The organism is Kluyvera sp. CHPC 1.2972 (assembly GCF_036759925.1).
In the GTDB taxonomy this organism is placed as follows: domain Bacteria; phylum Pseudomonadota; class Gammaproteobacteria; order Enterobacterales; family Enterobacteriaceae; genus Kluyvera.
Window position 1 is genome coordinate 118,669 of record NZ_JAPKIB010000002.1, and the last position, 14,543, is coordinate 133,211.

Annotated in this window: 11 protein-coding genes; 2 read left to right on the top strand and 9 right to left on the bottom strand. The window is 59.3% G+C overall.

Features of this window, described 5'->3' with window-relative positions:
* Positions 1-13: 13 nt before the first annotated feature.
* The 7 genes from murP to V6944_RS04115 all read right to left on the bottom strand — a co-directional run bounded on the left by murP (position 14) and on the right by V6944_RS04115 (position 10,170).
* Positions 14-1,465, bottom strand: a complete 1,452-nt coding sequence (gene murP / locus V6944_RS04085; RefSeq protein WP_333497993.1) for a PTS N-acetylmuramic acid transporter subunit IIBC — start codon at positions 1,463-1,465, stop codon at positions 14-16.
* Positions 1,466-1,489: 24 nt separating this feature from the next.
* Positions 1,490-2,389, bottom strand: coding sequence for an N-acetylmuramic acid 6-phosphate etherase (gene murQ, locus V6944_RS04090; protein ID WP_333497994.1), 900 nt, complete (start codon positions 2,387-2,389; stop codon positions 1,490-1,492).
* Between the two features lie 161 nt (positions 2,390-2,550).
* Positions 2,551-3,714 carry a multidrug effflux MFS transporter gene (locus V6944_RS04095; protein WP_333497995.1) on the bottom strand — a complete coding sequence of 388 codons (1,164 nt, stop codon included), beginning with the start codon at positions 3,712-3,714 and terminating at the stop codon, positions 2,551-2,553.
* A gap of 153 nt (positions 3,715-3,867) precedes the next feature.
* Positions 3,868-5,232 carry an efflux transporter outer membrane subunit gene (locus V6944_RS04100; protein WP_333497996.1) on the bottom strand — a complete coding sequence of 455 codons (1,365 nt, stop codon included), beginning with the start codon at positions 5,230-5,232 and terminating at the stop codon, positions 3,868-3,870.
* A gap of 3 nt (positions 5,233-5,235) precedes the next feature.
* Entirely contained in the window at positions 5,236-8,343 is a 3,108-nt protein-coding gene (locus V6944_RS04105; RefSeq protein WP_333497997.1) for an efflux RND transporter permease subunit, read from the bottom strand.
* Positions 8,343-9,464, bottom strand: a complete 1,122-nt coding sequence (locus V6944_RS04110) for an efflux RND transporter periplasmic adaptor subunit (RefSeq protein ID WP_333497998.1) — start codon at positions 9,462-9,464, stop codon at positions 8,343-8,345. Before V6944_RS04110 ends, V6944_RS04105 begins: the two co-directional genes overlap by 1 nt.
* A 136-nt stretch (positions 9,465-9,600) precedes the next feature.
* Positions 9,601-10,170 carry a TetR/AcrR family transcriptional regulator gene (locus V6944_RS04115; RefSeq protein ID WP_333497999.1) on the bottom strand — a complete coding sequence of 190 codons (570 nt, stop codon included), beginning with the start codon at positions 10,168-10,170 and terminating at the stop codon, positions 9,601-9,603.
* Positions 10,171-10,363: 193 nt separating this feature from the next.
* Between V6944_RS04115 and V6944_RS04120 the strand changes: the two genes are divergently transcribed.
* The gene (locus V6944_RS04120; RefSeq protein WP_333498000.1) at positions 10,364-10,780 is read left to right on the top strand and encodes a GNAT family N-acetyltransferase; all 417 of its coding nucleotides are present in this window, start codon (positions 10,364-10,366) and stop codon (positions 10,778-10,780) included.
* 37 nt (positions 10,781-10,817) lie between these two features.
* Here V6944_RS04120 and V6944_RS04125 read toward each other — a convergent pair whose 3' ends face one another.
* Positions 10,818-12,332, bottom strand: coding sequence for an MDR family MFS transporter (locus V6944_RS04125; RefSeq protein ID WP_333498245.1), 1,515 nt, complete (start codon positions 12,330-12,332; stop codon positions 10,818-10,820).
* Between the two features lie 79 nt (positions 12,333-12,411).
* Here V6944_RS04125 and V6944_RS04130 point away from each other — a divergent pair, with 79 nt between their 5' ends.
* A complete protein-coding gene (locus tag V6944_RS04130; protein WP_333498001.1) occupies positions 12,412-13,062 on the top strand; it encodes a TetR/AcrR family transcriptional regulator in 651 nt (216 codons plus the stop codon).
* A 48-nt stretch (positions 13,063-13,110) separates the two neighbouring features.
* Here the strand turns inward: V6944_RS04130 and V6944_RS04135 are convergent, their stop codons facing one another.
* Positions 13,111-14,508: a glycoside hydrolase family 1 protein gene (locus tag V6944_RS04135; protein ID WP_333498002.1), complete on the bottom strand. Its 1,398-nt coding sequence runs from the start codon at positions 14,506-14,508 to the stop codon at positions 13,111-13,113.
* Positions 14,509-14,543 lie beyond the last annotated feature (35 nt).

The window sequence follows — 14,543 nt, forward strand, 5'->3', positions numbered from 1 at the left end:
GGGGGCAAAAGGGTTAGCTGAGATCGACGTTTTTACTGCCGAACAGCCAGGTGAGCAGGAAGCCGAAGAAGTAGGCCACCAGCAGGCCCGCGGCGTAGACCGCCATCCCGGCATAGATGCCGCTGTGGGAAGTCATCAGCGGCAGCGCCACCAGGCCGGAGGGGCCAAAGACGGTGTTGAGGCCGACTGGCAGCCCGAGCCAGGCCACCAGGCCGATAAAGAAGCCCCCGCAGGCACCACCGAGACAGGCGGTGACAAACGGCTTCATGCGCGGCAGCGTAACGCCGTAAATCAGCGGTTCGCCCACGCCGAGCAGGCCGGGAATGATCGCCCCTTTAATCTGCGTACGCAGCAGAGAATCCTGTTTCGCACGGACGTAGAGCGCCAGCGCTGCGCCAACCTGGCCCGCACCGGCCATTGCCAGAATGGTGAACAGCGAGTTAAAGCCCTGCGCTTCCATCAGCGCAAAATAGACCGGCACAAAGCCCTGATGTACGCCGAACATCACCGCCAGCAGGAACAGACCGGCCAGCACCGCAGAACCGAACGGGTTACCGTTGAGGTGCAGGAACAGCCAGGACATCCCGGTAAACAGGTAGCCGCCGATAGGCATAATCACCACGAAGGTGACCGCGCCCATAATCAGCAGCGTTACCGCCGAGGTGAGGATCATATCCAGGTTAGCCGGCATGATGCGGCGCACCTGTTTTTCCACCCAGGCGCCAATAATTGAGGCGATCAGTACGCCGATAATATTGCCGCGTGGGTCGATACCGTGGCCGAAGAAGTCGGTGATGCCGGAGTAGAAGCCGACGGTGGCTTTCGGGTCATAGCCGAGGATAAACAGCGCGGCGATGATGGCGCCGTTGACGCCGGAGCCGCCAAAGGCTTTCTGCGCGTTATAGCCAATCAAAATACTCAGGAAGGTAAACATCCCTTTGCTGAAGATTTTCATGTAGCTGATGATGCCAACCAGCGTGGCGTTGGGGTGCGCGTTCTCCAGCACAAAGAGTTGCTCGGCGAGTGTGGCAAAGCCCAGCAGCAGCCCGACGGCGATAAAGCCTGGAATGAGCGGAGTAAAGATGGTGGCAAACTTCGCCAGAAACTTCTGCACGCCGCCGGTCTGTTTGCCTTTCAGCTCCTGCTTTTTGGCGCTGGCGATATCGGCCAGCGAGCCACCGCTGGCAGGTTCACCGTGGGTAACGGGTTCATTTTCCAGCAGCTCGTTCATCATCTCTGCCGCGGTCTGTGCTTTGCCCGGGCCGAGGATTATCTGGAACTGCTCCTCGCTGACCACCACGCCCAGCACGCCTTCCACCTGGCGGATGGCCGCTACGTCGGCGTGCACATCGCTGCGCAGGGTTAAGCGCAGGCGGGTCATGCAGTTACCCGCCTGTACGACGTTCGGCGCTCCGCCAACCAGGTCGAGGAGGCGGGCTATCATCGCTTTATTTATTTTGGCCATTCCACGGTATCCCCGTCAGTCGAATTAGTTTTTTAATGCGTTACGGATAAAGCCGTTGTTGTCAGCCAGCAGCTGCTTCGCCTCGTCGGCGCTCAGGTTTGCCAGCACCATGACGATGGCGGTTTTACAGTGGCGGCCGCAGGCGTCCAGCGCCGCAATCGCGGTGGTGCGATCGCATTCGGTGGCCTCCATCACGATGGAGATCTGACGTTCGATCAGCTTGGCGTTGGTGGCTTCCACATCCACCATCAGGTTGCTGTAGACCTTGCCGCTGCGGATCATCGCACCGGTGGTAATCATGTTCAGCACCAGCTTCTGTGCGGTGCCAGCTTTCAGGCGGGTTGAGCCGGTGACCACTTCCGGGCCAACGACCGGGGTGATGGCGATGTCCGCGCGCTGCGCCATTTCGCCGTGTGGGTTGCAGCTCACAATGGCGACCAGTGCGTTTTGCTGGTGGGCATATTCCATTGCGCCGAGCACGTACGGGGTGCGGCCGCTGGCGGCGATGCCGACCAGCACATCGCGTTCGTTAAAGCCCAGCGCCTGTAAATCTTCTGCGCCGCGTGCCGCGTTATCTTCCACGTTTTCGACGGCTTTCAGGATAGCGGTATGGCCACCGGCAATCAGGCCGACGACCTGCTCTGGACGAGTGCCGAAGGTGGGCGGGCATTCGCTGGCGTCGAGAATGCCTAAACGCCCGGAGGTGCCCGCGCCGATATAAATCAGGCGGCCGCCGTGGCGGAACGCGTCGGCTACGCTATCAACAAGTTGAGCAATTTGCGGAATGTAGGGGGTGATCGCATGGGCAACCAGCTGATCTTCGTTGTTAATCACCGTCAACATCGCTTCGGTGGAGAGGGTGTCAATGTTAGCGCTGTTGGCGTTGCGGCGTTCGGTCAGCAGTTTGCTCAGGTCGATACTCATCAGGAAACCTCATCATTCTCAGTGGCAGGCAGTATAAGGAATTAATTATTCCAATCATGTGAAGGGTATCACGATTAGCACGTTGGGGATACGCGGTGATTTCGATGAGGTCAGGAAATTCGCGGTAATAGTATTGGAATATTTTATTACCGCGAAAGGGATTATTGCGCTACGCGAGGCTTCAGCAGACCGAAGAACAGCGCCAGACCGTAGGAAATGGCCATGGCGAGACTCATCTTAAGCATCGTTTCGCCGCCAAGGCCCGCAAGCGGTGCGGCGATGCCGCCGCAGACGAACATCAGCGTACCCATCAGCGCGGAGGCGGTGCCCGACTGCGCGCTCTCCACCGCGTTCATCGCTTCGGCCCCGGAGACGGTACTGATGCCGCTCATAAACGACACGGTAAAGAATAGGCCGACCAGCGCCAGCACGGCGTGCTGCTGCCAGGCGAGCAACAGGGTCACCAGCGCGCAGAATACCGCCAGCAGCAGGCCGCGGCGCAGCAGGGTTTCTGCAGGGATGCGGCGGGCCAGGCGGGAGAAAATCAGCGCGGCGATAATCAGCCCGATACCGTTCAGGCCAAACAGCAGGCTGAACTGCATGGCGCTCATGCCATATTCGCTTTGAATGACAAACGACGACGAACCGATGTAGGAGAACAGCCCGGCCATCATAAAGGCCTGAATCAGGCAGTAGCGCATAAAGCGGCGGTTCTTCAGTACCGGTGTGCCTTTAGCCTGCTGCGTGGTATTCGCGCTTTTTGGCGGTAGCGTTTCATGCAGCACGACAAGGCTCAGGAGCAGCAGTACCGCGCCGATCCCCGCCATCGTCCAGAACAGAATGCGCCAATCGAAGGCGGTGATGATATAGCCGCCCAGCACGGGTGAAAGCACTGGGGCGATACCGTTGACGGTCATCAGCAGAGCGAAAAACTGCGTCAGTTGCGTGCCCTGGTAACGGTCACGGGCGATGGATCGTGACAGCACGGATCCGCCTGCACCCGCGAAGCCTTGCACGAAGCGCCAGACGATCAGCATATGGATATCGTGGGTGATGGCGCACATTGCTGATGAGAAGATAAATAGCAGCAGGGAGATAGCCAGTGGCTTGCGGCGGCCGATGCGGTCGCTGAGCGGGCCGAAAAACAGCTGCCCGAGACCGAGGCCGATGAGTGCGGCGGTGAGGGACAGTTGGGTCTGGGTGCCGGTGGCACTCAGTTGATCGGTGATTTCCGGCAATGCCGGCAGGTAAAAGTCGGTACACAGTGGGCCGATGGCACAAAGCAGGCCCAGCACCACGACCCAGGAAAGGGAAATACGCGGCATGAAAGCTCCTTTTTATTCTTCATAATCAATGGAGGGGATGGTGCTCGTTGCACCCTCACCCCGGCCCTCTCCCTGGAAGGGAGAGGGAGAAAAAGATCCCCTCGCCCCTTCGGGGAGAGGGTTAGGGTGAGGGGAAACCCCCGCACCAACACATCAACTCGCTCCGCCCCCCAGCGACTGCCACAGCGTGATCCGGTTCGCCAGATCCGTCTCCTGCAACGCAATCATCGTCTGTTGCGCCGACCATAACGTACGCTGCGCCGTCAGCGCGGTCAGGTAATCCCCAACCCCCGCCTGATAGCGCTTCATCGCCACGTCCAGCGTCTGCTGTTCCGCCGCCACGTACTGGCGCTGGGCGTCCAACTGCTCGCTCAGCGTCTGGCGGCGCGCCAGCGCATCCGCCACGTCTTTAAACGCGCTCTGAATCGTCTTTTCGTAGGTGGCAATCAGCCCCTTCTTCTCCGCCTCGGCATAGCGCAGTTGCGCCAGATTGCTGCCGCCGGTAAACAGCGGCAGTGAAATGGAAGGCGCAAACGACCAGACGCTCATGCCGTGGCTAAACAGTGAAGATAGCGCATCGCTGCCCACCCCGGCGCTGGCGGTGAGCGAAATAGTCGGGAAAAAGTTGGCGCGCGCCGCGCCGATATTGGCATTGGCGCTCTTCAGATTGTGCTCCGCTTCCTGAATATCCGGGCGCGTCAGCAGCACCGATGAAGAGACGCCCGCCGGGACCAGCGAGATGGTGTTGGCGGCCAGGCTCTCCAGCGTACCGGGGAGCAGGGAGTCCGGCACGGTAGTGCCTGCCAGCAGGTTAATGGCGTTTTTATCCTGCATCACCAGCGTCTGATAGCTGGCGACGCTGGCGCGAGCCTGCTGGTAGACGCTCATTGCTTCGCTGACGTCGGTGGCCGCCGCGGTGCCAACCTGCTGCTGGCGCTGGACGATTTTCAGCGAATCCGCCGCGCTCGCCATGGTCTGCTGCGCCAGCGCCAGATTGCTGTTGTCCGCTGCCAGCGTTACCCACGCGCTGGTCAGTTCGGCAATCATCGTCAGGCGAGTGTTCTGCGCGGTGTACTCACTGGCAAGCCAGGTTTCGCGCGCCGCGCGGGACAGGCTCTGGTTACGGCCAAACAGATCCAGCTCGAAGCTGGAGACTGCGCCGTCGGCCTGCACAGTCGTGCTCACGCCGCTAGCCAGCGTGCGACTGCGGGTGTTGCTGAGTTCAGCGTTGGCGGTTGGCATCAGCGACGCACGGGCTTCGCCGTACTGCGCGCGAGCGGCGTCAATGTCGGCAATGGCTTTTTGCACATCGCGGTTGCTGCTGAGTGCCTGGCTCACCAGCTTTTGCAGACGCACATCGTTCACCACCTGCTGCCAGTTACCGACAACCGCGGTGGCTTCACCGTGGCTGCCCGGCAGGCTTGCCGGGATGGGCGCGTCCGGGCGCTGATAGTTGGGGTCCATCGACACGCAGCCAACGCTCAGGAACGCAATAAATAACAAAGACAAACGAAACATAGCTTACTCCTGACGACCGCGTTTGCCGGCAAACAGACGTTTCACCAGCACAAAGAACAGAGGAACAAAGAAGATCGCCAGCAGGGTAGCCGTTAGCGTACCGCCGATAATCCCGGTACCGATGGCGACGCGGCTGTTAGCGCCCGCCCCGGTGGCGACCGCCAGCGGCATCACCCCGGCGATAAACGCCAGGGAAGTCATGATGATTGGGCGCAGACGGGTTTGTGCCGCCCGCATGGCCGCGCGGGTTAGCGAGTAGCCCTGCGCCACGGAGGCTTCGGCGAACTCGACAATCAGAATGGCGTTTTTCGACGACAGCCCGATGGTGGTCAGCAGCGCCACCTGGAAGTAAACGTCGTTGCTGAGCCCGCGCATCCACGCCGCCAGCGCCGCGCCGAGCAGGCCCAACGGGATAACCATGATGACCGAGAACGGCACCGACCAGCTCTCATAGAGTGCTGCCAGACAAAGGAACACCACCAGAATCGAGATGGCGTACAGGCTCATCGCCTGACCGCTCGCCAGTTTTTCCTGCAGCGACAGGCCGCTCCATGCCCAGGTCGTACCAGCGGGCAGGCTGTTGGCCAGCGCTTCCATCTTCGCCATGGCAACGCCGGAGCTAAAGCCGTCGGCGTTCTCGCCCTGAATTTCATAGGCCGCGGAGCCGTTGTAGCGCACCAGACTTTCCGGGCCGTACTCCCAGCGGGTGGTGGCGAAGGCGGAGAATGGGGTCATGCTGTTATCGCTGCCGCGCACGAACCATTTGCCGAGATCCGACGGCACGCCGCGGGCATCGCTATCGCCCTGGATATAGACCTTTTTCACGCGCCCACGGTCGATAAAGTCGTTCACGTAGGTGCCACCCCAGGCGCTGGAAAGTGTCGAGGTCACGTCGCTGAGCGACAGGCCTAGCGAGACGGCTTTGTTGTTGTCGATATCCACCTGAAGCTGCGGCATCTGCGGCAAATCGTTGGCGCGTACGGCGTGCAGCGATGGGGCCTGGTTGGCGGCCTGAATCAGCTGATTACGCATTTTTAGCAGCGTATCGCGGTCGGTCGCGCCGTTGGCCATCAGCTCAAAGGTGAAGCCGTTGCTCTGCCCCAGGCCGTCAACGGCAGGCGGGGTCATGGCGAACAGCGTGGCGTCGCGAATGCTGCTGAGCTCTTTGGTGGCGCGCAGCGCAATGGCCTGCGCGCTGTTCTCTTCGCCCGGACGCAGCGACCAGTTTTTCAGCGCCACGAAGGCCATCCCGGCGTTCTGCCCGCTGCCGCTAAAGCTGAAGCCATCGACGGTGAAAATGACGTTGGTGTTGGCTTTCTCTTTGGTCAGGAACCAGTCGATCACCTGCTGGCGCACTTCGGCGGTACGGGAAGCCGTGGCGCCTGCGGGCAGGGTGTACTGCACCATCACATCGCCCTGATCTTCTACCGGCAGGAAGCTGCCCGGCAGTTTCCACATCGCCAGCGCCATGCCGCCGCAGATGGCGAGATAAACCACCATCACCGTGCCGGAGCGGCGCAGGACGTTCATGACGCGGTGTTTGTAGCCGTGTTCGGTGGCGCTGTAGAAGCGGTTAAATTTGCCGAAGAAGCCCTTTTTATGCGGCGGCGTGTGGCGAAGAATAGAGCCGCACAGCGCCGGTGTCAGGGTCAAGGCGACCACCACCGACAGCATCATGGCGGAGATAATGGTGACCGAGAACTGACGGTATATCACCCCGGTGGAGCCGCCGAAGAAGGCCATCGGCAGGAATACCGCCGACAGTACCAGCGCGATGGCAATCAGCGCCCCGGAGATCTCGCCCATCGATTTTTCGGTGGCTTCGCGGGCGGGCAGCCCTTCGTCGCGCATAATTCGCTCGACGTTTTCCACCACCACGATGGCATCATCCACCAACAGGCCTATCGCTAGCACCATCGCAAACAGCGTCAGGGTGTTGATGGAGTAGCCAAACAGCGCCAGCACGCCGAAGGTGCCGAGCAGCACCACCGGCACCGCCAGCGCCGGGATCAGCGTCGCGCGGATGTTTTGCAGGAACAGGTACATCACGCAGACCACCAGAGCGATGGCCTCAAACAGCGTTTTCACCACGTCTTCGACGGAGATCTTGATGAATTCGGTGCTGTCTTTCGGGAAGGCAACGTCGTAGCCCTGCGGCATATTGCGCTGGAACTCGGCGATTTTGTCCTTCACGCGGGTAGCGGTATCGAGCGCGTTAGCGCCTGGCGCCAGCATCACCGCCACCCCGGCGGCCGGGTGACCGTTGAGTTTGGCGGTAGCGGTGTAGTCTTCGCTGCCCATTTCTACGCGAGCCACATCGCCGATGCGCACCACCGAGCCGTTGGACTGGCTTTTAACAATAATATCTTTGAACTGCTCGACCGTTTGCAGGCGCGACTGCGCGCGCACGGTGGCGGTAAGTTGCTGGGTGGCTGGTGACGGCAGCGCGCCGATTTTACCGGCAGAGACCTGCACGTTCTGCGCTTCAATTGCCGTTTCCACGTCGGACGGCATCAGCGAATAGGAGGCCAGTTTTGCCGGGTCCATCCAGATGCGCATGGCGTATTCCGCGCCGAACACCTGCAGGCTGCCGACGCCTTCAATACGCGCCATCGGATCCTGCATATTGCTGACCAGCCAGTCGGCGATATCCGAGCTGGTGGCTTTGTCGGTGGTGTCGTAAACCGCCATGATCAGCAGGAAGCTGCTCTGGGATTTCACCACCGTTACGCCCGCCTGCTGAACCTCGCTCGGCAGTCGGGATTCCGCCTGCTGCACTTTGTTCTGCACCTGAACCTGCGCGGTATCCGGGTCGGTACCCTGCTCGAAGGTCACGTTGATACTCACCGTACCGTCGGAGCTGCTGGTGGAGGAGAAGTAGAGCAGGTTATCGAGGCCGGTAAGCTGCTGCTCAATCACCTGGGTGACGCTGTTTTCCAGCGTGTCGGCGGAGGCCCCGGTGTAGGAGGCGGAAATCTGAATGGTTGGCGGCGCCACGTCCGGGTACTGCGCCACCGGCAGCGTCTGGATTGCCAGCATCCCGGCGAGCATGATCAGAATAGCGATAACCCAGGCAAAGACCGGGCGACGCACGAAGAAGCGAGAGAACATCAGGCTTTGCCTCCGTTACGCTGCACGGCGACGGGTTTGACCGTCTGCCCGACCGTCACTTTATCGGTGCCTTCCACAATCAGCTGGTCGCCGTTTTTCAGGCCGCGTTGTACCAGCCATTTGTCGCCGTAGGTGCCGTCGGTTTCCAGCGTGCGCTGCTCAACTTTGTTATTGGCATCCACCACTAACGCGGTGGCGTTGCCTTTCACGTCGCGGGTGATACCCTGCTGCGGGGCAAGAATCGCCTCGCTCATCACCCCTTCATCGATGCGGGCGCGCACGAACATGCCCGGTAGCAGTTGGTGCTGCGGGTTGGGGAATACGGCACGCAGGGTGACCGAGCCGGTGGACTCATCCACCGCCACTTCGGTGAGCGCCAGGCGGCCTTTTTCACTGTAGGTGCTGCCGTCTTCCAGGGTTAGCGTGACGCTAAGGGTGTCGCTGTTGGTCGCCAGCGATTGCTTGCGCAGGCGCAGCAGGTCGACGCTGGAGCGGGTGAGGTCAACGTAGATAGTGTCGAGGCCGCGAATGGTGGCAAGCGCAGTGGTTTGCTCGGCGGTAACCAGCGCCCCCGGCGTAACGGAAGAGATGCCGATGCGCCCGGCAATCGGCGCGGTGACGGTGGTCCAGTCGAGGTTAATGCGCGCGCTGTCTAACGCGGCTTTTTTCGACTCGACGCTGGCTTTGTCCTGCGCACAGGTGGACTGCGCATCGTCGGCATCCTGCCGCGATACGCCGTTATCTTTCACTAACAGCGCGTAACGCTGCGCCTTCTGGCAGTCGGCGACGACCAGCGCCTGCGCCTGCTTCAGCGCGGCGGCGGCTTCATTATAGGTGGCACGGAAGCTGGCCGGGTCAATCTGGTACAACGGCTGGCCCGCTTTGACGTTATCGCCTTCATTAAAAAGCCGTTTCTGGATGATGCCAGAGACCTGTGGACGCACCTCGGCGCTCAGCGCGGCGGTGGTGCGCCCGGTCAGGTCGCTGACCACGGAAACGGGTTGGCTTTTTAATGTAACGATACCGACTTCCTGAGCGGGACGCTCCGGGGAGGCGGTGGGGGCATTATCGCATCCGCTCAGGAGAAATAATGCAGCGATGGTGGTTGTTATGTATTTCATATTTTTCTCAGGGTGAACGACACCCTCCTCGCCGAATAGGGGTGAGGATTTCAGGTGTAAAAAAGCCTGCGTCTCCGGATGGCCGGAAACGACAAAAGGGGGATAAAAATATCCCCTGGTATCTAAATGGAATTAATTACTTTGCGGATACGAGCATATTAATAATTTCCTGATAGATTTTTTCCATCTCGTCAGACGCCACCTGTTGGGGGATCTGACGACGATAAATGGTGCCTTCAACCATCACCGCCATCACCTCGACGCAGCAGCGAATGCGAGTCTCGCTAAGCTCAGGGTAGGTTTTGCGCAGATGCTCACAGGCGTTGTTGAACATGCGTTCGTCGGCGGCTTTCAGCCAGGCGGCGACCTGTGAATTGCGGGTGGCTTCGGCGGACATCTCCAGCATCAGCGCATCGTCGTCTTCGCTCAGCGTTTCGCGCCATGCCAGCATGTGCGGCATCAGATGGGTTTGAGTTTTGCCCTCCATCTCGGCGATGCGATGGTCGATAATCCGGCGGATCATCTCTTCGATAATGGCGTCTTTGTTGCTGAAATAACGGTAGATTTGCCCGACGCTGAGCTTCGCCTCGGCGGCAATCTGCGACATGCTGGCGGCATGAAAACCGCTCTGGCGGAAACAGCGTCGCGCGGCGGTAATGATGTCGTCCTGCCGGGCTTTTTGCCGGGCCTCCAGTTTGCTGCTCATTGCGGGTCTCCACCGTTTTGAAAAGATGAGAACGATCGTTCTCATTTCGTGTTCATTATACGTAGCGAAAGCGTGATGAAAAGCATTTTCTGATACTGATTTTTTATTTTTTCCTTTGTGCAGAAAATAATGGAGAAAGAAAGAATTTTTTGTGAAATTACTGAGGATGGCCAATAAAAATAATGGAGAAAATATGCCTTTTGTTATTAAAGAAATTATTACGCAGGAAGATAAAGACGAATTACTGACTGGGCTTCGCGCCTATAACCGCCAGTTTGTGGACACCACAGATTGGTGCGATGTCTGCGTTTATCTGCGCGACGAGCAGGGCGTGATGCGCGGTGGCCTGATTGGTCAACGCAAGGGCGACTGGCTCAGTATCGACTACCTATGGGTATGCGAAACGGTGCGCGGCGACGGGGTCGGCAGCGAACTTATCAAGCGCGCGGAGGCGCTGGCGCGTGAGAAAGGCTGCCTGCATGCGCTGGTGGATACCATCAGTTTTCAGGCGCTGCCGTTTTATCAGAAGCAGGGGTATGAGCTGGTGAAAACGCTGGAGGATTTCCCGTTGGTGGGGATGGCGCGGCATTATCTGACCAAGGCATTGTGAGGGTTGCCGGATGGCGTAGCCGCCATCCGGCGCTGTTTTACGCGTGCCGGGTTTTCAGCGGTGCCTCTTTCAACCACCACGACAGCAGGAACGCCACCACCATAATGCAGGCCGCCATAATAAACGCCGCGTGAATCGCCGAACCAAAGGCGCTGAGATAGTCGCTGCGAATCGCCTCAGGAAGCTGGTGAATCGCCACCGGGTTCATCCCTTTTGGCATCGCCGCCCCTTCCGGTAACAGGTCGGTGAGTCGTGATTGCAGCACTGAGGTAAACACCGCGCCAAACAGCGCCACGCCGATGGAACCACCAATCGAACGGAACAGCGTCACCCCGGAGGTCGCCACGCCATAAAGGTTCGCCGCCACGGTGTTTTGCACCGCCAGCACCAGCACCTGCATCACCATCCCTAGCCCCATCCCCAGCACGCCGGTAAACAGATACAGCTGCCAGGTTGGCGAGGTAATGGTAATGCGCGTCAGCAGCACCATCCCGATAAAGCCCATCAGCGTCCCGACGATGGGGTAAATCCGGTATTTCCCGGTACGGCTAATGGCGCGCCCGCTAATAATCGAGGTCAGCAGCAGACCGCCCATCAGCGGAATCAGTTGTAGCCCGGCTTCCGTCGGCGTGGCGTTTTTCACCACCTGTAGATACAGCGGCAGGAAGGTCACCGAGCCGAATAGCGACATGCCGATGATAAAACCAATCAGGCTGCACAACAGGAAGCTGCGGTTGCGGAACAGCGAGAGCGGAATAATCGGCTCAAACGCCAGCCGCTCTTCGTAGATAAACCCGGCGATACCAACCAGGCCAAAGGCCAGAATGCACCACAGCTGCGGGTCGCTCCACTCGCGCACCGTGCCGCCTTCGGTGGTGAACAGGATGATGCACACCAGCGCCATGGTCAGGTAAATCGCCCCCAGCCAGTCAATCTGATGCTGGCGGCGTGTGTTGCTGGAGTGGAATACTGCACCGATCACAAACAGTGCGAACAGCCCCAGCGGCAGGTTGATATAGAAAATCCAGCGCCAGGAGGCGTGCTGCACAATAAAGCCGCCGATCAGCGGGCCGATAACCGTCGCCAGGCCAAACACACCGCCGAACAGCCCCTGATAGCGCCCGCGTTCGGCAGGCGGGATCACGTCGGCTACCGCCGCCATACTGATGACCATCAAACCGCCGCCGCCGAGCCCTTGAAGGGCGCGCATCAGCACCAGCTGCGTCATGTTTTGCGCCAGCCCGCACAGCGCCGATCCCGCGAGAAACAGCAGAATCGAGATTTGGAGCACCCGCTTGCGGCCAAACAGATCGCCGAACTTACCGTACAGCGGCACCACGATGGTGGAGGTGAGGATATAGGCCGTCACCACCCAGGAAAGCTTGTCGAGGCCGCCCAGCTCGCCGACAATGGTCGGCAGCGCGGTGGAGACTATTGTCTGGTCGAGCGCGGAGAGCAGCATCACCAGCAGGAGTGCGCTGAACAGCAGACGGACTGAGGTGACACCCGACTGTTGGGGAGGCTGGGCGTTCGTCGTCGTTTCGGATGCCATCATGTTCTCACTTGAAATTAATTAAATGCATAATTAATATTTATTGAAGATCATTCAGAGGTCAAGAGATCCCGTTTCTATGCCAGCACAAAAAGACCATCTCAAACCGCGTAAGCCTGGTCGCCCGCGCGGCAGTAAGCCCGATGCGGCTAAGCGTGAACAGCTGATCGGCATCGCCCTGCGGCTCTTTTCCCAGCAGGGGATTGCGCGCACGTCCCTGAACGCCATCGCCCGTGAAGCGGGGGTGACGCCAGCAATGCTGCACTACTACTTCAACTCGCGCGAGCAGCTGCTCGACGTGATGATTGAAGAGCGTTTTCTGCCGCTGCGCGCGCAGATAAGCGGTGTGTTTGGCGACTATCCCGACGAGCCGGTAAACGCGCTGACGGCGATGGTGAAAACCCTGTCGACGATTGCCGCCGAGCACGAGTGGTTTGCGCCGCTGTGGATGCAGGAGGTGATTGGCGAAATGCCGGTGCTGCGTCAGCATCTGCACGCCCGCTTTGGCGACGATAAATATCACGCTACCCTGGCGATGGTGAAACGCTGGCAGGCCGAGGGCAAAATCAACCCGCACCTGAGCGCCGAGCTGCTGTTTACCACGCTGCTAAGTCTGGTGCTGGTGCCGTTTTCCCGCATGCGTAACGACGAGCGGCTGGCGATGCTGACGCCGGAGATCATCACCAATAACGTATTGGCGGTGATCCAGCAGGGGATTGGCCCGGCGTAGATCCCGACGTCGCGTAGCCCGGCCGAGCAACGCGACGCCGGGGAAAGGTTACTCCACGCTAAACTGGTTACTCTCCGCTAACGCCTTAAACCACAGCCCGTTGCGCTTAATCTGCCGCTCGCCGGTCTCAAGATCGAGACGATAAAATCCGTAGCGGCGCTTAAACGAGTTGAGCCACGACCAGTTGTCGATAAACGTCCACTGGTGCACGCCGAAGCAGTTCGCGCCGTCGGCGATGGCACGGTGTAGCTGCACCAGGTGTTCTTCCATCAGGCCAATGCGGAAACCATCTTCAATCACCCCATCTGCCTGTACCGGGCCTTCGGATTGCAAATCCATGGCGATGCCAATTTCGGCGAGATACCACTTAATATTGCCGTAATTGTCGCGAATATTGACGGCAATATCGTAGATAGCCTGCGGATGAATTTCGTTGTTATCGCGGTATGGGTTAAAGCGGCCGTTCGGGTCGATGTAGTTTTCGAAGTAGTACTCCGGTGAGAAGTAGTCGAGGGTGTACGGGGTCTCACGCGCCTGCACGCGACGCGGCACGTAGTAGTTCACGCCCAGGAAATCGATTCTTGAATCGGTTATCAGCGACACTTCCTGTTTGGTGGTTTCCGGCAGGCAGTTATGCAGCGCCAGTAGCTCGCACAACTCTTTCGGGAATTGGTGCTTCACCAGCGGGTCGAGGAAGCTGCGGTTAAATAACAGGTCGGCATACCACGCCGCTTTTTTATCTTCCGGCGAGTCGTTGCGGGTATAGGACGGCGTCAGGTTTAACACCACGCCAATCTCGCCCGGCAGCTGCTGTTGGCGGTAGCACTCGACCGCTTTGGCGTGGGCCAGCATGATATTAAACGCCACCTGCGCGGCCAGTTTGCCGTCTTTTTTGCACGGGTAGTGGAAATCGTACAGGTAACCGCCTTCAACCGGCACAATCGGTTCGTTGAAGGTTATCCAGTATTTGATTTTATGGCCAAACAGGCGGAATGCGGTGGCGGCAAAGCGGGCGAACAGGTCGGTGACGTGCTTTGACTCGAAGCCGCCGTAGCGGTTTTGCAGCGCTTCCGGCATATCAAAATGGTAGAGGTTGACCATCGGTTCGATACCGTTGGCGATCATTTCGTCGAAGTAGTCGTGGTAGAAACGGACGGCGTCGGCGTTCGGTTCGCCGGTTTCCAGATCGTCGATCAGTCGTGACCACTGAATTGAGGTGCGGAATGAGTTGAAGCCGATGTGCTTCATCAGCGCCACGTCCTCTTTGTAGCGATGCAGCGTGTTACAGACCGTCTCAGGTCCTATTCCCTGGAAAAAGCGTTCCGGCTGCGCGGCGTGCCAGCTGTCCCAGATGGAGCGATGGGGCTTACCCTCGGCGCCTTCGGTTTGTGGGCCAGAGGCAGCAGCGCCCCAGAAGAAGTGGTTCGGAAACGCGTAAGTGGTCATTTAATCTCCTGAAAAATAGACAAAAAAGCTGCGCC